Raw genomic sequence first — 17,234 nt, forward strand, 5'->3', positions numbered from 1 at the left:
ACCCTGGAACACAGACAATTCCGGGACTTTCACCTGCTGTACCAACAAAAAGGATAATGATATGGCGCTAAAAATCAGGATGGCCGTTGCCGTCACCACGCTGGCTCTGTCGCTGACTTCACTGGCGAAAACGCCGGAGAACTTTATCTATACCAGCTCGGGCGATCTCGACGCGGCGTTTCCGCTTGTTGCGCGAAGCGATGTCGGCGGCGTGCAGATCGTTTACAACTGGCGCCTGCTGGAACCCGAGAAGGACAGCTATGACTTTTCGCGGATTGAACAGGATCTGGCGCGCGTTAAGGCCGCCGGAAAAAAGCTCTTTATTCAAATCCAGGATCGTTTCTTTGAGCCGGACGCCCGCTACGTTCCGGACTATCTGATGCGCGACACGCAGTACGGTGGCGGGATTGCGCCGCAGTTCGATAACCCCGGCGAAGGTAAGCCGGTCGGGTCAGGATGGGTGGCGCGTCAGTGGGATCCCGCCGTGCGCCAGCGCTACCAGGCGCTGCTGGCCGCCCTCGCGAAACGCTTTGACGGCGAGGTGTATGGGGTAAACCTGCCCGAAACCGCCATCGATCTCGACGAAAAAAATCCGCCCGCCGGATTTACCTGCGACAGCTATTTCGCGGGTGAAATGGAAAACCTGGCCTTTGCGCGAAAGGCTTTTCAGAAATCACACGTGGTGCAGTACGTGAACTTCTGGCCGTGCGAATGGGATAACGACCACAACTACATGGGGCGTCTGTTTGCGTACGCCAGCGCTAACAATATCGGCCTGGGCGGGCCGGACATTGTTCCCAACCGCAAGGCCCACATGAAGAATGCCTATCCCTTCTTCCATAAAAATAAACAGACGCTGCCGCTCATCGCCATGGCGGTTCAGGAGCCGACCCTGACCTATAAGGATCCTCAGACCGGAAAACCGTTCACCAAAGCGGAATTTGTCCGCTTCGGCGAAAGTTATCTCGGTGCCGATATTATTTTCTGGAGCACGACGTCTCCCTGGCTAAAGGCGAAGTAATCCCTTCTTATGCCAGGTAGCGCGACAGTTCGTCAAGGAACACGCGCAGCGCGGCAGGCTGGTATTCCCGGGACTGATAAATGCCATGGATGGCAAGCGCTTTCGGCTCAAGCGCCTCCAGTACCGGCACCAGCAATCCCTGTTCCAGCGCGGCAGACGCTTCGCGCTCCGGCAGCATGGCGATACCGCAGTGCTTGATCGCCGCGTCCATCAGCAGCGAAGAGATGCTGGCGCTCAGGTTGCCGCTGACGGCCACGCTCAGGCTTTCCCCTTCCGGCGTCAGGAAGTGCCAGGACTGCCCGGCAAAAAAGCTGTAGTGCAGGCAGTTGTGCTGCGCTAACTCTTCGGGGCTGACGGGGGTACCGTGCTGTGCCAGATACGCCGGCGAGGCGCAGAGCACCGAGCGACATTCCCCCAGCCGGCGGGCAATCATGCCGGGTTCGGGGTTGTCGGTAATGCGCACGGCGACATCAATGCGCTCTCCCACCAGGCTCACCGGGTGGTTGTTCACGTCCAGCTCGATGCGCAGCTGCGGGTAGCGCGAGAGCAGCTCAGGCAGGATCGGCGCAATGAGGTGCATGGCGGTAAAATGGGCGCAGGCCACCCGCAGCGTGCCGGACGGCAGATCCTTCTCCGACTGGCCCTCGATTTCCTGCGAAATCTGCGAGAGCGTCCGGGTTTTTTGCAGCACCTTTTCTCCTGCAGCGGTCAGCGTCAGCTTGCGCGTGGAGCGGTTTACCAGCCGCGTACCCGCCCACTTCTCCATTTGTTCAAGGTAGCGGCTCACCATCGGTCGGGAAATGCCCAACGCGCGGGCCGCCGCGCTCAAACTGCCCAGCTCGCATATCCGGTTGTAGACCTGAGCGGCGATAACGCGATCCATATAAGCTCCATTTGCTCGATTTATGAAACTAAGCATGTCTTGTTTCAGGAATTCTGGCAAATGCGAATATCCGTACAATAGACACATTCCTGAACAACAGAGACAACAGCATGAAATTCACTCACCTTGCCCTGCTTTCCACCCTTTTCACGCCGGCTGTTTTTGCCGCGCCGTTAACCATTGATACCTGGAACCCGCAGGAAAAAGGCATTTTCCCGGTCTCCTCCACGCTGGTTTCCGGCCCGAAAGAGGCGGTGCTGTTTGACGCGCAGTTCAGCGTGAAGGATGGCGAAGCGCTGGTAGAGAAAATTCGCCGCAGCGGTAAAACACTGAATAAGATTGTGATCACCTCCGGCGATCCGGATTTCTATTTTGGCCTGCAGCCGCTGGTCAAAGCCTTCCCGAATGCCAAAGTGGTGGCCACGCAGCATGTGGTTGACCATATTAAAGCCACCAAAGACGCCAAGCTCGCCTTCTGGGGGCCGCAGATGAAGGACGGCGCGCCAACGGAGCTGGTCGTCCCGCAGGTGCTTGCCTCCACCACGTTCATGGTTGACGGGGAAAAGATCGACATCGAACAGCCAGACAGCTATGCGGCGTATGTGTGGATCCCGTCGGCAAAAACGATCCTCGGCGGCACCGGGGTAGCCTGGGGTATTCACGTCTGGACGGCAGACACCCAGACGCCGGAAAGCCGCAAGCAGTGGCAGGAAACGCTGGAGAATATGGCCGCTCACAAACCTGAGCGCGTGATACCGGGCCACTACCTGGGCACTCCACCAGCGGGTACTGGCGCGATTGATTTTACCCGCGACTATCTGCAGCGCTTTGAAAAGGCTTTAGCCGCGCATAAAGATTCCGCAGGCGTCATCAGCACCCTGAAAAAACAGTATCCAGGCCTGGCTGATGAGAGCTCGCTGGAATTAAGCGCCAAAGTGAACACTGGCGAAATGAAGTGGTAATTTAAAAACGGCTCCTGCTATATTTCCACGATAGCAGGAGCACCGCCAAAATATCCCCGCCGTTACCCGTCGATATAGCCACACCTTTTAAAAGCGCATAAAAGCATGCACTTATGTCATTTTTATTTCTAAGATGAATCTGAACCACAACCGGGAAAATATTTGCCATTCTGTTTATGAATTAAATTTTTTGCGAGCCGTACCATTAAACAGACAACGACACGGAGGCAGCATGTTTACTTATTACCCGGCTAATACTGCAGCAGCACAACCTGAACTCGTTAACGCGATTGCGCAGGGTCTTCACGCCGAGCACGGTGCTGTGACTGAAGATGACATTTTGATGGAACTGACCAAATGGGTGGAATCCACGGATAATGACATCCTCAGTGACATCTACCAGCAGACCATTAACTACGTCATCAGCGGGCAAAACGCACCCTTGTAAAAACCTGCTAAGCTGGATCTGCAACCTAAGGGGTTACATTTCGTTTGCGTGAGCAAACTGGTCCTTAAAACTATCAACAGGATTGAGGAGTTAACATGAAATCGAACCGTCAGGCACGCCATATTCTGGGACTGAACTACAAGCTTTCCAATCAGCGTAAAGTGGTGATTGAAGGCGACCACGAAACGCAGGTCACTCACGCCACGGGCAGAAAACGCCACGCGGGCAAGTAAGTTCCAGACTGAGATCCAGAACACCATCGGTAATCCCGGTGGTGTTTTTGTTTATGTGTTGCGGTAATTAATATTTAGCTCCTTTATAATACCGTCGGACCGCACCCCATCGCACAGGCCAGAAAGATGACAAACAGCAGTGTCAGGGACGGATCTTCATAAAAAGAGTGAGTGACATGGACAACAAACTGAAAAAACATCGTTCCTTATACATCCCATACGCCGGACCGGTTTTACTCGAATTCCCCCTGCTCAACAAAGGCAGCGCCTTCAGCATGGAAGAGCGCAGCAGCTTTAACCTGCTGGGTTTACTGCCCGAAGTGGTTGAAACCATTGAAGAACAGGCGGAGCGCGCGTGGATCCAGTATCAGGGTTTCAAAACCGAAATCGACAAGCACATCTACCTGCGCAACATTCAGGACACCAATGAAACCCTCTTCTATCGCCTGGTGCAGAACCATCTTGAAGAGATGATGCCGGTGATCTACACCCCGACGGTGGGTGCGGCCTGCGAGCGTTTCTCAGAGATCTACCGTCGTTCACGCGGGGTATTCATCTCCTATCAGAACCGTCACAACATGGACGATATTCTGCAGAACGTGCCGAACCACAATATCAAAGTGATTGTGGTGACCGACGGCGAACGTATTCTCGGCCTCGGCGACCAGGGCATTGGCGGGATGGGGATCCCAATCGGTAAGCTCTCACTCTACACCGCCTGCGGCGGCATCAGCCCGGCGTATACCCTGCCGGTAGTGCTGGACGTCGGCACCAACAACCAGCAGTTGCTCAACGATCCGCTCTATATGGGCTGGCGCCATCCGCGCATCACCGACGACGAGTACTATCAGTTTGTCGACGACTTCATCCAGGCCGTGAAGCACCGCTGGCCGGACGTTCTGCTGCAGTTTGAAGACTTCGCGCAGAAAAACGCGATGCCGCTACTGAACCGCTATCGCGATGAGATCTGCTCCTTTAACGACGACATCCAGGGCACCGCGGCCGTGACCGTGGGTACGCTTATCGCCGCCAGCCGCGCAGCCGGCAGCCAGCTGAGCTACCAGAAAATCGTCTTCCTGGGCGCAGGCTCTGCGGGCTGTGGTATCGCCGAGCAGATCATCGCCCAGACGCAGCGCGAAGGCTTAAGCGAAGAGCTGGCCCGCTCCCGCGTCTTTATGGTTGACCGTTTCGGCCTGCTGACCGACGCTATGCCGAACCTGCTGCCGTTCCAGAACAAGCTGGTGCAGAAGCGCGAGAACCTGAAAAACTGGGATACCGACAACGAAGTCCTGTCCCTGCTGGACGTGGTGCGCAACGTGAAGCCGGATATTCTGATCGGCGTTTCCGGGCAAACCGGCCTCTTCACCGAAGAGATTATTCGCGAGATGCACAAGCACTGCGAGCGCCCTATCGTGATGCCGCTTTCTAACCCGACCTCCCGCGTGGAAGCGACGCCGCAGGACATCATCGCCTGGACCGAAGGTAACGCGCTGGTCGCGACCGGCAGCCCGTTCGACCCGGTGGTGTGGAAGGATAAAACCTATCCGATTGCCCAGTGCAACAACTCTTACATCTTCCCGGGCATTGGGCTGGGCGTGATCGCTTCCGGCGCGTCCCGCATTACCGATGAGATGCTGATGTCGGCGAGCGAAACCCTTGCGGGCTACTCGCCGCTGGTCAACAACGGTGAAGGGCTGGTGCTGCCGGAGCTGAAAGACATTCACAAGGTGTCGCGCGCTATCGCGTTTGCGGTAGGTAAAATGGCGCAGCAGCAGGGCGTGGCGGTGAAAACCTCTGCCGACGCGCTGCAGCAGGCCATCGACGACAACTTCTGGAAACCTGAATACCGCAGCTATCGCCGTACCTCGATTTAATTCGGCCTTCCGACCATTCCCTCTCCCTTTGGGAGAGGGAATTACATTTGTACCCCCACTAGCCAAACCCCTTTTCCCCCGCTACACTCCCTTCATCCATTAACCTAATGAATATATAAGGAGGCCAATTATGCTGTATCGTGAAATTTTCAATGTTTCACATACATTTGGTGATCGCACCAGCTCAAGCGTTATCGGTATCGTGCTGCGATAACTTCTGCTTGAGCGAAGACACCAACCCCTGAAATCCCTTCTCTCGGGCTTACTGAGTTATCGTCAGCGATGTTTGACGAGGCATAAACATGCCTGTAACTCTTGGGTAAGCAACAATGAGCACTTTACTCACTGCACAATCTTTACGCGTTGATACGGCGTTTGGCACGCTCTTCGACTCACTCTCCTTTACGCTGAAAAAAGGCGACCGCATTGGCCTGCTGGGCGACAACGGCTGCGGTAAAAGCACGCTGCTGAAGGTGCTGGACGGTACTGACTCCCCCGCCGCCGGAACGGTCGCGCTGGCCGGGCACTGCCTGATGGCGCGCGTGGAGCAACATCTCCCGGACGCCATTTTCCCGCTGTCCATGCTGGATGCCGTACTCGCACAGCTGCCTCTGGCTGAGCGCGATAGCCTGCGCTGGAAAGCCGAAACGCTGCTGGCGAGCATGGGCTTCACGCCGCAGGATATGGCGCTGCAATCCGCCACGCTGAGCGGCGGGCAGCACACCCGCCTGCTGCTGGCGCGGGCGTTGATTCACGAGCCGGATCTGCTCCTGCTCGATGAACCCAGCAACCACCTTGATTTGCCGACCATGCTCTGGCTGGAACACTTTCTGCAGAACTGGTCGGGCAGCTTTGTGCTGGTCTCGCATGACAGACAGCTGCTGGATGCCGTCACGAACGGCAGCTGGATCCTGCGCGATAAAACGCTGCACTACTTCGCCCTTCCCTGCACGGCAGCCCGCAAGGCGCTTGAAGCAAAGGATGAAAGCGACGCGCAGCGCCACAAGGCGGAGCAAAAGGAGATCGACCGCGTGACCGCCAGCGCGAAGCGGCTGGCGACCTGGGGCAAGGTTTACGACAACGAAGACCTGGCCCGCAAAGCCAAACAGATGGAAAAACAGGTCGAACGGCTTAAGGAGAGCCAGACGGCGCTCACGGCGGGCAGCCAGTGGACGTTAACCCTGCGCGGCGACGCGCTGCGGGCCGACCGTTTGCTGGAAATGGAGAACCTCGACGTGCCTCCTGCACCTGGCCTGCCGGCGTTGTTCAGCATCGAAATGGCGCGGCTGAAAAGCGGCGATCGCGTGGCGATTGTCGGTCGCAATGGCTGCGGAAAATCGTCGCTGATGAGGCTTATCTGGCGACATTTTACGGATGAACCGGCGGAAGGCGGGCTGAAAATCCATCCACGCGTGTCGCCTGGCTATTACGACCAGACGCTTCACCAGCTTGCGGACAACGCCACGCTGCTCGACGCGCTGGAGCCTTTCGCACCAGATCCGCAGAACCGCAAAATGGCGCTGATAAGCGCGGGTTTCCCGTGGTCGCGTCACGGGCAAACGGTCAGCACGCTCAGCGGTGGCGAACGCTCGCGCCTGCTGTTCGTTGGCCTGACGCTTGCCCGCTACAGCCTGCTGATGCTGGATGAGCCGACCAACCACCTCGACATGGAAGGCAAAGAGACGCTGGCGCAAACCCTTCAGCAGTTTGAAGGCGGCGTCCTGCTGGTCAGCCACGATCGCCAGTTAATTAGCCAAAGCTGCAACCGTTTCTGGCTGATTGAAGAGGGAAAGCTGAGCGAGTGGCACGATGCAGAGGCGGTGTTTGAACGCCTGCGTGAAAGCGCGGGGCTGGCGACACCCGCCGCGCCCGTCATCGACGCGGCGACGGTTCCATCCTCGCCGTATGACGATCTGCTCGAACGGCTGGTCGCGCTGGAAACGCTGCTGGAAGACGATCTGGCGCGTAAGCCGAAGCATCAAAAGCCGCAGCTGCAGGCGCAATGGCGTAAAGAGATTGAGGAAATAGAAGCACTGCTGTAAGTCTGCGCCCGCCGGGTCTCTCTCGGCGGGCCAGTTTTTTCCCCCTAAATTATTAGAGGAACGCCGTATTCTTATTCTGAAATCGGATTAAATGATGACATTATGTTGCCGTTGCCTTGCATTACAGCCCCAAAGCACTAATCCTTGAGGAGTATTACACCTGCTATGCAGATACTCATCATGAACAAGGAGATACACATGAAGGCTGCTGTTGTCACTCAGGATCATCAGGTTAATGTCACCGAAAAAACCTTACGCCCGCTAAAGCACGGGGAAGCCCTGCTGAAGATGGAGTGCTGTGGCGTATGCCATACCGATCTCCACGTGAAGAACGGTGATTTTGGCGATAAAACCGGGGTTATCCTGGGCCACGAAGGGATTGGTATCGTAAAAGAAGTTGGCCCCGGCGTGAAATCGCTGAAAGTCGGCGACCGCGCAAGCGTGGCCTGGTTTTTTGAAGGCTGCGGCCACTGTGAATACTGTAATACCGGCAACGAAACCCTGTGCCGCGATGTGAAAAATGCCGGTTACTCCGTTGACGGCGGCATGGCGGAAGAGTGCATCGTCACCGCGGATTACGCGGTAAAAGTGCCGGACGGTCTGGAATCCGCTGCGGCCAGCAGCATCACCTGTGCCGGGGTCACCACCTACAAAGCGGTAAAAATTTCCGGTATTAAACCGGGCCAGTGGATCGCAATCTATGGTCTGGGCGGTCTGGGCAACCTTGCGCTGCAGTACGCCAAAAACGTCTTTAACGCCAAAGTCATCGCTCTCGACGTTAACGACGAACAGCTGAAGCTGGCGGCCAGTATGGGTGCCGATTTAACCATCAACTCCCGCAGCGAAGACGCCGCAAAAATTGTGCAGGAGAAAACCGGCGGCGCGCATGCCGCAGTCGTTACTGCCGTCGCAAAAGCGGCCTTTAACTCAGCCGTTGACGCCGTGCGTGCCGGTGGCCGCGTGGTCGCGGTTGGCCTGCCGCCGGAAGCGATGAGCCTCGACATTCCGCGTCTGGTACTGGACGGCATTCAGGTGGTAGGTTCCCTGGTCGGCACCCGTCAGGATCTGCAGGAAGCGTTCCAGTTTGCGGCCGAAGGTAAAGTCGTGCCGAAAGTCACGATGCGCCCGATCGAGGACATCAACGCCATCTTCAAAGAGATGGAACAGGGCCAGATCCGCGGCCGTATGGTGATTGACCTGCGTTCATAATCACCCACCGTTCAATTACCGCTCCTGACAGGAGCGGTTTTTTTATAGCCATTTTCCGGCAATCCTTATCTTAATTCCTTTGTTCCCTTGTTTTCCCCCGCGCCCGATGATGAATCCGACGCTAACAAGAGATAACAAAGGAATTCACCATGCAAACCCCATTTCGTCTGCCGCTGCTGACGGCGCTGATCCTGGCGACAACCGCAGCCTGGGCAGCAGATGCGCCCGTCAAAGGCGGCACGCTGATTTATCTGGAGCAACAGGCGCACACCAATCTCTATCCGCCTGCCGGTGGCTTTTACCCGAACGGCGGCATTCTGAATCAAATCACCGACAAACTGACGTGGCAGAACCCAAAGACGCTGCAGGTCGAACCCTGGGTGGCCGAAAGCTGGACCACCAACGCCGATAAAACCGAATACACCTTTAAGCTTCGTCCCGGCATCACCTTCTCCGACGGCACGCCGCTGGACGCCAACGCCGTGGCGAAAAACTTTGATACCTACGGTTTAGGCAATAAGGCGCAGCGCCTGCCGGTGTCAGAAGTGATTAATAACTACGATCGCAGCGAAGTCATCGACCCGCTGACCGTGAAATTCTACTTCAAAAAACCGTCGCCGGGGTTCCTGCAGGGCACCGCCACCATTGGCTCGGGTCTGGTCTCGCTCAGCACGCTGAAGCGCAACTTCGAAGAGCTGGGTGATGCCCGCCACATCATCGGTTCCGGCCCGTTTGTGGTGAAGGACGAGAAGCTGGGTCGTGAAGTGACGCTCGAAGCCCGCAAAGACTACCAGTGGGGACCGAAAAACCTGACGCAACAGGGGCCCGCCAATCTCGATGGCATCAAGTTTATCGTGACCCAGGAAGACAGCGTGCGCGTCGGCGCCCTGCTGGCCGGTCAGGCCGACTTTATTCGCCAGGTGCAGGCGTATGACGAAAAGCAGGCGACAGACCAGGGCTATAAGATCTACGCCGCCCCGACGCGCGGGGTGAACGACAGCATCAGCTTCCGCCCGGATAACCCGCTGGTCTCCGATATTCGCGTTCGCCAGGCGCTGCTGCATGCCACCAATGCAAAACAGGTGGTCGAGACCCTCTTCTCGGCCAACTATCCGCAGGCGAAGTCCGTGATTGCCGGTTCTGCCGCAGGCTTTGTCGATCTCAGCGACAAATTGACCTTTGACCCGGCAAAAGCCAACCAGCTGCTGGACGAGGCGGGCTGGAAAGCAGGCGGCGACGGGATCCGCGCCAAAGACGGCCAGCGGCTGGCGCTGACGGTATATGAATCTCTGCCGCAGCCGCAAAACAAAGAGGTGCTGCAGCTGGTTGCCCAGCAGTGGCGACAGGTGGGCGTGGCGCTGAACGTCAAAGCCGGTGACGCAGGCAGCCGCACGCTGGATAACCTTGACCCGCTGAAAACCCCGTTAACCGTTTCCGAAGTGGGCCGCGCCGATCCGGACGTGGTGAAAAGCATGTTCTACCCGGCTAACCGCGACGCGCTGCTGCAAAAAGGCGGATCCAGCGACAAGGTCAAAAACTTCCGTGACGACAGGCTTAATGCGCTGCTGGTGAACATTTCGGCTGAGGTCGATCCGCAAAAACGCCTGCAGCTGACGGGAGACGCCCAGCGCTACCTGCTGGATAACGCCTACGTCATTCCGATTTTCGAGGAGCCGCAGGTCTTTGCCGGTGCGCCGTGGCTGAAAGGCGTGAATTTCGAAGCGGTTGGCCGCCCGTCGTTCTACGGCGCGTGGATTGAGAAACACTGAGGAGCCGACGATGCGCCACGCACTTCTTCAACGTTTAGGGCACGGGCTGCTGGTACTGTGGGCCGCCTTTACCCTCTCGTTCGTGTTGCTCCAGGTGCTGCCGGGCGACGCGGTGCTGATTAAATTTCAGAACCCGGACCTGGGCTTAAGCCCGGCGCAAATCGAGGAGATGCGCGTGGCCTACGGCGCGGACAGCCCGCTGTGGCAGCAGTACGGCCACACGCTGCTGGCGATGCTGCGCGGCGATTTCGGCTATTCGGTACAGGCAGGCGTGCCGGTCAGCGAGCTGATTGCCAGCAATCTGCCGGATACCCTGAGCCTCGCCCTGCCCGCCTTTTTGCTCGCGGTCCTGCTGGCGTTTGCGCTGGCCTTTGCGTCGCGTCTGCCGAGGCTGCGCTGGCTGAGCAATACCCTTCAGTCTCTGCCGGTCCTATTTATCTCCTTACCGACGTTCTGGCTGGGGATTGCCCTCATCCAGCTCTTTTCTTTTCAGCTGCGGCTGATCCCGGTGATTAACCCGACGCCGCTGCAGGGGCTGATCCTGCCGATCGTGACCGTTGCGATCCCGATCTCCGCCCCGCTGGCGCAAATCCTGATGCGCAGCCTGGACCAGGTGGCGACGCAGCCGTTTGTCGCAGTGGCCCGCGCCAAAGGGCTGAGTGAAACCGCCGTCCTGTGGCGTCACGTGACCGTCAACGCCCTGCTGCCGGTCCTGAACATTGCCGGACTGCTGCTGGGCGAGCTGATTGCCGGGGCGCTGATCACCGAAACCGTTTTTGGCCGCAGCGGGCTCGGGCAGCTGACCCAGCAGGCGGTGAATAATCAGGACATCGCCGTGCTTCAGGCGGTCGTGATGATTTCCGCCCTCGGTTTTGTCCTGATCAATCTGCTGGTGGATCTGCTGATGCCGCTGCTGGATCCCCGTCTGCAAACCGTTACCGGAGGTGCATCATGAGTCTGGTCGATTACGCGGCCGCCGCGCGAAAACGCGTTCCTGCCTGGCAGGGAGTGGAATGGCAGCCGGGGCTGTGGCTGGCATGGGCGGTGATTATTCTCGCCGCTTTTGCCGCCGTGGCGCCCGGCCTGTTAACCCACTACAGCCCGATTGAGGGCATCGCCGGGGCACAGCGCCTGGCGCCGCAGGCGGGTCACTGGCTCGGGACCGATCAGCTTGGCCGCGATGTTTACACGCGTATCGTTTATGGCGCCTCCCACTCCCTGAGCGCGGCATTGGCCGCCGTGACGATGGGCCTGGTGGTCGGCACCGGCTTAGGGGTAATTGCCGGGGCGTTCGCCGGACGCGTCGAGTCTCTGCTGATGCGCTTCGTCGACGTGTTGCTCTCCATCCCGTCTCTGCTGCTCTCGCTGACGGTGATTATTCTGCTCGGGTTTGGCACCGTTAACGCCGCGATTGCCGTCGGCGTTGCCTCCATTGCCAGCTTCGCCCGCCTCGCGCGCGGTGAAGTCGTGCGTATCCGCCATACGGATTATGTCGAGGCGGCGTTTGGCAGCGGCGGGACGTTTTTCGCCGTGCTGTGGCGACACATCCTGCCCAACGCATTAACCGCCGTCCTGGCCTTTGCCACGCTGCAGTTTGGTCAGGCCATCCTGGCGCTCTCCACGCTGAGCTTTCTCGGTTACGGCACCCCGCCGCCGGTGCCGGAATGGGGCTTACTGATTGCCGAAGGCCGTAACTATCTCTCTACCGCCTGGTGGCTCACCACCTTCCCCGGCGTGGTCGTCATCGCCGTGGTGCTGGCCACCAACCGTATCAGCCAACAGTTCAGCGGAGGTCGCTAATGACCGTGCTCTCAGTGGAAAATTTGACGATTAGCTACCGTACCGCTCGCCAGTGGCGAGAGGTGGTGCATAACGTCAGCTTCACGCTTGAACGAGGGGAAATGCTGGCGTTTGTCGGCGAATCCGGATCCGGCAAAACGACCACGGCGCAGGCGATCATTGGCCTGCTGGCCGATAACGCCCGGCGCGATGCGGGAAAAATATCGCTCAACGGCGAAGAGATTAGCGGATGGTCCGCGAAGCGTCTCGATACCCTTCGCGGGGCGCGAATTAGCCTGGTGCCGCAGGATCCGGGTAATTCGCTCAACCCGGTGAAGACCATCGGTGCGCAGGTCGGAGAGATCGTTCAGCTCCACCAGAAGGTGACCCGCGCCGGGCGCGACGAGCAGGTGCTCGCCCTGCTGACAAAGGTCGGCCTGAGCCACCCCGAACAGCGCATGACGCAGTATCCCCATCAGCTCTCCGGCGGGATGAAACAGCGCGTGCTGATTGCCATCGCGATAGCGCTGCGCCCGGACGTGATCGTTGCCGATGAGCCCACCAGCGCGCTGGACGTGACGGTGCAAAAACGTATTCTCGATCTGCTGGATATCCTGCGCCGGGAATCGGGTACCGCCGTTCTGTTTGTCACCCACGATCTGGCGCTGGCCGCACAGCGCGCGGACAGGCTGCTGGTGTTTCGCGATGGCGAGGTTCAGGAACAGGGCAACACCGCCGATATCGTCCGCACGCCGCAGCACGCCTACACCCGCCAGCTGCTGAGCGATCTCCAGGGCCAGCGCCTGACCATCGCCCCGGTGGCCGGTCGGCCGCTCGCGTCCCCGGCCATTCGCGCCCGCGCCATCAGCAAGCAGTTCTCCCTGGGCAAAGGTCATCAGCTTCAGGCGCTGGATCGGGTAACGTTTGATGTCAGGCGCGGCAGCACGCATGCGCTGGTCGGTGAATCCGGCTCCGGGAAAACCACCCTCGCCCGTATTTTGCTGGGTTTTGAACAGGCCGACAGCGGACAGGTCATTATTGATGATATTGATGCCACCGCGCTCAGCCGCGAGGCCCGCCGTCAGCTGCGCCAGAAGATCCAGTTTGTCTACCAGAACCCGTTTGCCTCTCTCGATCCGCGTCAGACGCTGTTCGAGATCATCGAAGAGCCTCTGAAGAATTTTTCTCGCCTCGGTAAGGCGCAGCGAAAGCTCCGGGTGGAGACGGTGGCGCAGCGGGTTGCCCTGCCCGTCGAACTCCTGACCCGCACCGCCCGGGAGCTTTCAGGCGGACAGCGCCAGCGCGTTGCCATCGCCCGGGCGCTGATCCTGGAGCCGACCATTCTGGTGCTGGACGAAGCCACCTCCGCGCTGGACGTCACCGTGCAGGCGCAGATCCTGGCGCTGCTTCAGCAGCTGCAGCAGCAGCTGGGATTGACCTACCTCTTTATCACGCACGATCTCTCCACGGTTCGCCGGATCGCCCACAGCGTCACGGTGCTGCGCAGCGGTCAGGTGGTCGAACAGGGCGACGTCGGAACCTTATTCGCGTCGCCGCAGAACGACTATACCCGCGAGCTGATTGACGCCATTCCCCATTTTTCACCCGCTACGGAGGAGTTCGCATGACGCGAAAACGCCTGGGATTTTTCACCCGCCTGCTCGACGACGCTGCGCCGAAGGAGCGCTATCGTCTGGCAACGGAACAGATCCGCCACGCCGAACGCCACGGTTTTGACAGCGCCTGGATTGCCCAGCACCACTTCCACGAAAGTGAAGGCGGCCTGCCGTCGCCGCTGCTGTTTCTGGCGCACGTAGCCGCGCATACCGAAACCATCCGCCTGGGTACGGCCATCATTACCCTGCCGATGGAAAACCCGCTGCGCGTCGCGGAAGATGCCGCCGTGCTCGATTTACTCGCTAATGGCCGTCTTGAGGTCGGTTTTGGTTCAGGCGGCACACCAACCTCATTTCTGCCGTTCGGCCTGACGTTTGTGGAGCGTGGCGCGGCCTTTGCTGACCATCTGCATGTGATCCAGAGCGCCTGGCGCGGGGATTCGCTGACCCATCCGGATAACCACCTTTACCCGCCTGCGCCGCAGCTGGCCGACCGTATCTGGATTGCCACCTTCTCTGTTGACGGAGCCGTTCGCGCCGCCCGGGCTGGACACGGTTTAATGCTCTCGCGCACGCAGCCGCGCCCGGCAGACCGGCCGGATCTCACGCTCGACGAGATCCAGAACCCGATTGTGGATGCCTACCTTGAGGCGCTGCCTGCGGGCATCGCACCGCGCATTCTGGCCTCCCGCACGGCGTTCGTTGCCGACAGCGACGACTATGCGCTCAGGGTCGCCACGCCGGGCCTTACGAAACAGGCCCAGCAGCATCGCGCTGCCGGGCACACGGTAAAAGGTGACAGTGTCACCGATTATCGCCGTCAGTTTGATGCCCATATTGGTTCGCCCGATACGGTGCTGCATTCGCTGAATGCTGACTCCATTCTCAGGCGCGCCACGGATATCTCATTCCAGGTCCATTCGGTCGAACCTACGCATCGCGACACGCTGCGGTCCATCGAACTGATCGCCGAACGTATTGCCCCCCACATCCTTTGAGGAGACACCTATGTCGTTAAGTCAGGACATTCTCGCCGAGCTGGCAGAAATTAAACCCGGTTCCCCTCTGGCAGAGGCGCGCGCCACGCGTGATGCCGCCACGCGCCACGCGCAGGGCAGCTACGAAATCCTCTTTAGCCAGCAGGATGCTGATTTTGCACTTGACGAGCGCTTCGCCGTGGCGGCAAAAGTCGCCTGGTGGCACAGCGCGGAGGCGCTGGCCGCGCACTATGCGGGGTTTGGCCTGGCCGACCCGACCTCAGAACGCCTGACCCCGGCGCTGAACTTCGCGCGCCTGCTGACGTTCTCCCCCGTCGAAGCCACGCCGACATCGTTAAAGGCGCTGACCCAGGCGGGTTGGACCAAGGAAGGCATTGTTACCCTGGCGCAGCTTATTGCGTTTGTGAGCTTCCAGAGCCGACTCATCACCGGGCTGCGGCTGCTGAACGACAGGCCCGTCGCCAGAAGCGATGCGCCGGTGGCGGCGGGCATCTGGCACACGACCGCAACAACGGTCACCGGAAAGGCGGCCCCCGTCGCGTTCACCCGGCAGGAGCTGGGATGGGAGCCGTGGATAGCGGCCAAACCGCTGGCGGATTTCCGTGACGATGAGGTTGCCATCCTGGCGAAATTTGGCCATACCGATTCCGACTACTTCCGCCTGCTGGCGCGCAATCTGCCGGTGCTTGAACAGCGCACGTTAACTGATAAAGGAATTTTTTATACATCGGGGGGATTGCCGCGCGCCGAGCGCGAGCTGGCCGCAACGGTAGCCAGTAAAATCAACGGCTGCATTTACTGCGCATCTGTCCATGCGCGTAAAGCCAGCCAGCTGTCAAAGGATGACGCGGCGGTAGAAGCCCTGCTGGCCGTGAGGCCGGGGCGGTCCCTGAGCGAGGGGCAATCTGCACGCTGGCAGGCGGAAATCGATTTTGCGGCGGCGCTGTCGGTCACGCCGCCCGCCGCCACGCCGCAGCACCTTGCCGCGCTGGAAAAAGAGGGGCTGGATACCTTAGCCCAGCTTGATCTGGTGCAGTCCACCGCATTCTTCGCCTGGGCCAACCGCCTGATGCTTACGCTGGGTGAGCCCTGGCTTGACTGAAGCCTGTCAGGCTAGCGCGCGAGCGTTAGCCTGAGCCCGTCTGGCCCGCAGGTAACCATAGATCAGCAGTGCACTCATGGCCGAGAACGAGAGTATCGCTGCAGGCAGCGTGACGTAGCGCCAGCTAAAGCCGAAGGTAATCATCATCCCACCAAAGTACGCCCCGATCGCACTGCCGAGATTAAACGCCATCTGCCCCCCTGCCGCCCCCAGCATTTCACCGCCCTTCGCATTTTGCAGCAGCAAAATTTGTAGCGGCGCAGAGAGCGCGAACAGCCCGGCACAGCAGATAAAGCCCATGACCAGCGAGGCCGTTTTCAGTTCACCAAAGGCGAAAAGCAGCAGCAGCGAGGCGACAATCACCATGTCGGTGGTAGCCGCAATGCGCAGCGGGCTAAAACGCCCCGAGAGCTTACCGCTCAGCAGATTGCCCAACACCATGCCAAGCCCCATCAGCATCATGATGGCCGTCATCATCCCTTCTGAATAACCGGAGACGGTGACCATAAACGGCTTAACGAAGCTGAACCATGCGAACACCCCGGCGTTGCCAAACATGGTGGCGGCAAAAATCAGCCAGGGTTCTGGTTTTTTCAGAAAGTGGAACTGCTCGGTCAATTTGATTTCTGATGTGTCGCGGATGTCCGGCACCCAGAGTAGAACCGAGAGGATCACCAGCGCATCGAACACGGCAATCAGAAAAAAGGTATAACGCCAGCTGAACTGGTGCCCGAGCCAGGTGCCCAGCGGAACGCCCATCAGGTTCGCCACGGTCATACCGGCGATCATCCCAGCCACCGCGACCGTCACCTTACCCGGCGGCGCAATTTTCGACAGGATAATCGCCCCGACGCCAAAAATAGCCCCGTGCGGAAAGCCGGAAATCAGCCGCCCCACCGCCAGCCAGAAATAGGACGTGGAAAACGTGAACAGGGCATTACCGACAGCGGACATCGCCACCAGAAACAGCAGCGTGGTCTTTAACGAAAACTTGCCTGAGAACAGCGCCACAACCGGGGCGCCAATCACTACGCCGAACGCATAAAACGAGATCATATTCCCGGCGGAGGGAATCGAAATACCGGTGTCATGTGCCAGCTCGGTTAACACGCCCATAATGCCAAATTCGGCCATTCCGAGGCCAAATGTGCCAAGCGCCAACGAAAAAATTGTCTTTTTCATACTTCAACCACGGGTTAATCACACGCGACGGACATTATTGAATAATCTTGTATGGTGAGCCAGTTCAAATCAGCTGGCTGACAGGTTAATCCATTAATTCAGGTGGATTACACTTC

The 17,234-nt window shown here is 58.9% G+C and carries 15 protein-coding genes; 13 read left to right on the forward strand and 2 right to left on the reverse strand.

The window, feature by feature from the left end; translation table 11 throughout:
* Positions 1–61 precede the first annotated feature (61 nt).
* Positions 62–1,021, forward strand: coding sequence for a hypothetical protein (locus F0320_RS11100; protein WP_126328581.1), 960 nt, complete (start codon positions 62–64; stop codon positions 1,019–1,021).
* Positions 1,022–1,028: 7 nt separating this feature from the next.
* Here the strand turns inward: F0320_RS11100 and F0320_RS11105 are convergent, their stop codons facing one another.
* Entirely contained in the window at positions 1,029–1,904 is an 876-nt protein-coding gene (locus tag F0320_RS11105; RefSeq protein WP_126328582.1) for a LysR family transcriptional regulator, read from the reverse strand.
* Between the two features lie 110 nt (positions 1,905–2,014).
* On the opposite strand from F0320_RS11105, the gene F0320_RS11110 reads away from it, so the two are divergent.
* The 12 genes from F0320_RS11110 (at position 2,015) to F0320_RS11165 (ending at position 15,936) form a co-directional block, all read left to right on the forward strand.
* Positions 2,015–2,866, forward strand: a complete 852-nt coding sequence (locus tag F0320_RS11110) for a Vmh family MBL fold metallo-hydrolase (RefSeq protein WP_126328583.1) — start codon at positions 2,015–2,017, stop codon at positions 2,864–2,866.
* A 232-nt stretch (positions 2,867–3,098) separates the two neighbouring features.
* On the forward strand, positions 3,099–3,314 hold the full coding sequence (bdm, locus tag F0320_RS11115) for a biofilm-dependent modulation protein (protein ID WP_126328584.1): 216 nt from the start codon (positions 3,099–3,101) through the stop codon (positions 3,312–3,314).
* Between the two features lie 95 nt (positions 3,315–3,409).
* A complete protein-coding gene (gene sra, locus F0320_RS11120; protein WP_008501714.1) occupies positions 3,410–3,547 on the forward strand; it encodes a stationary-phase-induced ribosome-associated protein in 138 nt (45 codons plus the stop codon).
* Positions 3,548–3,723: 176 nt separating this feature from the next.
* Positions 3,724–5,421: an NAD-dependent malic enzyme gene (locus F0320_RS11125; protein ID WP_023311897.1), complete on the forward strand. Its 1,698-nt coding sequence runs from the start codon at positions 3,724–3,726 to the stop codon at positions 5,419–5,421.
* A 329-nt stretch (positions 5,422–5,750) separates the two neighbouring features.
* Positions 5,751–7,463: an ABC-F family ATP-binding cassette domain-containing protein gene (locus F0320_RS11130; RefSeq protein WP_126328585.1), complete on the forward strand. Its 1,713-nt coding sequence runs from the start codon at positions 5,751–5,753 to the stop codon at positions 7,461–7,463.
* A 198-nt stretch (positions 7,464–7,661) separates the two neighbouring features.
* Positions 7,662–8,672 carry an alcohol dehydrogenase AdhP gene (gene adhP, locus F0320_RS11135; protein ID WP_047348428.1) on the forward strand — a complete coding sequence of 337 codons (1,011 nt, stop codon included), beginning with the start codon at positions 7,662–7,664 and terminating at the stop codon, positions 8,670–8,672.
* A gap of 149 nt (positions 8,673–8,821) precedes the next feature.
* Positions 8,822–10,441 (forward strand): TIGR04028 family ABC transporter substrate-binding protein, encoded by a 1,620-nt coding sequence (locus tag F0320_RS11140; RefSeq protein WP_126328586.1) that lies wholly within the window; start codon positions 8,822–8,824, stop codon positions 10,439–10,441.
* Between the two features lie 10 nt (positions 10,442–10,451).
* Positions 10,452–11,396: an ABC transporter permease gene (locus tag F0320_RS11145; protein ID WP_149323780.1), complete on the forward strand. Its 945-nt coding sequence runs from the start codon at positions 10,452–10,454 to the stop codon at positions 11,394–11,396.
* Positions 11,393–12,241 (forward strand): ABC transporter permease, encoded by an 849-nt coding sequence (locus F0320_RS11150; protein WP_126328588.1) that lies wholly within the window; start codon positions 11,393–11,395, stop codon positions 12,239–12,241. The genes F0320_RS11145 and F0320_RS11150 overlap by 4 nt, the downstream gene beginning before the upstream one ends.
* A complete protein-coding gene (locus tag F0320_RS11155; RefSeq protein ID WP_126328589.1) occupies positions 12,241–13,848 on the forward strand; it encodes a dipeptide ABC transporter ATP-binding protein in 1,608 nt (535 codons plus the stop codon). The genes F0320_RS11150 and F0320_RS11155 overlap by 1 nt, the downstream gene beginning before the upstream one ends.
* A complete protein-coding gene (locus tag F0320_RS11160; protein WP_126328590.1) occupies positions 13,845–14,834 on the forward strand; it encodes a putative FMN-dependent luciferase-like monooxygenase in 990 nt (329 codons plus the stop codon). The genes F0320_RS11155 and F0320_RS11160 overlap by 4 nt, the downstream gene beginning before the upstream one ends.
* A 10-nt stretch (positions 14,835–14,844) precedes the next feature.
* Complete coding sequence (locus F0320_RS11165; protein WP_149323781.1) at positions 14,845–15,936, forward strand: alkylhydroperoxidase domain protein; 1,092 nt, start codon at positions 14,845–14,847, stop codon at positions 15,934–15,936.
* Positions 15,937–15,942: 6 nt separating this feature from the next.
* Here F0320_RS11165 and araJ read toward each other — a convergent pair whose 3' ends face one another.
* Entirely contained in the window at positions 15,943–17,118 is a 1,176-nt protein-coding gene (gene araJ, locus F0320_RS11170) for an MFS transporter AraJ (RefSeq protein WP_047650992.1), read from the reverse strand.
* Positions 17,119–17,234: the final 116 nt, after the last annotated feature.

Origin of the sequence: Enterobacter dykesii (genome assembly GCF_008364625.2) — a bacterium.
Taxonomy (GTDB): Bacteria; Pseudomonadota; Gammaproteobacteria; order Enterobacterales; family Enterobacteriaceae; genus Enterobacter; species Enterobacter dykesii.

Excerpts from the sequence above, each read along its gene's own strand:
- bdm (WP_126328584.1), top strand. The coding sequence starts at position 3,099 with ATGTTTACTTATTACCCGGCTAATACTGCAGCAGCACAACCTGAACTC.
- adhP (WP_047348428.1), top strand. The coding sequence starts at position 7,662 with ATGAAGGCTGCTGTTGTCACTCAGGATCATCAGGTTAATGTCACCGAA.
- F0320_RS11165 (WP_149323781.1), top strand. The coding sequence starts at position 14,845 with ATGTCGTTAAGTCAGGACATTCTCGCCGAGCTGGCAGAAATTAAACCC.
- F0320_RS11155 (WP_126328589.1), top strand. The coding sequence starts at position 12,241 with ATGACCGTGCTCTCAGTGGAAAATTTGACGATTAGCTACCGTACCGCT.
- F0320_RS11150 (WP_126328588.1), top strand. The coding sequence starts at position 11,393 with ATGAGTCTGGTCGATTACGCGGCCGCCGCGCGAAAACGCGTTCCTGCC.
- F0320_RS11145 (WP_149323780.1), top strand. The coding sequence starts at position 10,452 with ATGCGCCACGCACTTCTTCAACGTTTAGGGCACGGGCTGCTGGTACTG.
- F0320_RS11110 (WP_126328583.1), top strand. The coding sequence starts at position 2,015 with ATGAAATTCACTCACCTTGCCCTGCTTTCCACCCTTTTCACGCCGGCT.
- araJ (WP_047650992.1), bottom strand. The coding sequence starts at position 17,118 with ATGAAAAAGACAATTTTTTCGTTGGCGCTTGGCACATTTGGCCTCGGA.
- F0320_RS11130 (WP_126328585.1), top strand. The coding sequence starts at position 5,751 with ATGAGCACTTTACTCACTGCACAATCTTTACGCGTTGATACGGCGTTT.
- F0320_RS11140 (WP_126328586.1), top strand. The coding sequence starts at position 8,822 with ATGCAAACCCCATTTCGTCTGCCGCTGCTGACGGCGCTGATCCTGGCG.
- sra (WP_008501714.1), top strand. The coding sequence starts at position 3,410 with ATGAAATCGAACCGTCAGGCACGCCATATTCTGGGACTGAACTACAAG.
- F0320_RS11100 (WP_126328581.1), top strand. The coding sequence starts at position 62 with ATGGCGCTAAAAATCAGGATGGCCGTTGCCGTCACCACGCTGGCTCTG.
- F0320_RS11160 (WP_126328590.1), top strand. The coding sequence starts at position 13,845 with ATGACGCGAAAACGCCTGGGATTTTTCACCCGCCTGCTCGACGACGCT.
- F0320_RS11125 (WP_023311897.1), top strand. The coding sequence starts at position 3,724 with ATGGACAACAAACTGAAAAAACATCGTTCCTTATACATCCCATACGCC.
- F0320_RS11105 (WP_126328582.1), bottom strand. The coding sequence starts at position 1,904 with ATGGATCGCGTTATCGCCGCTCAGGTCTACAACCGGATATGCGAGCTG.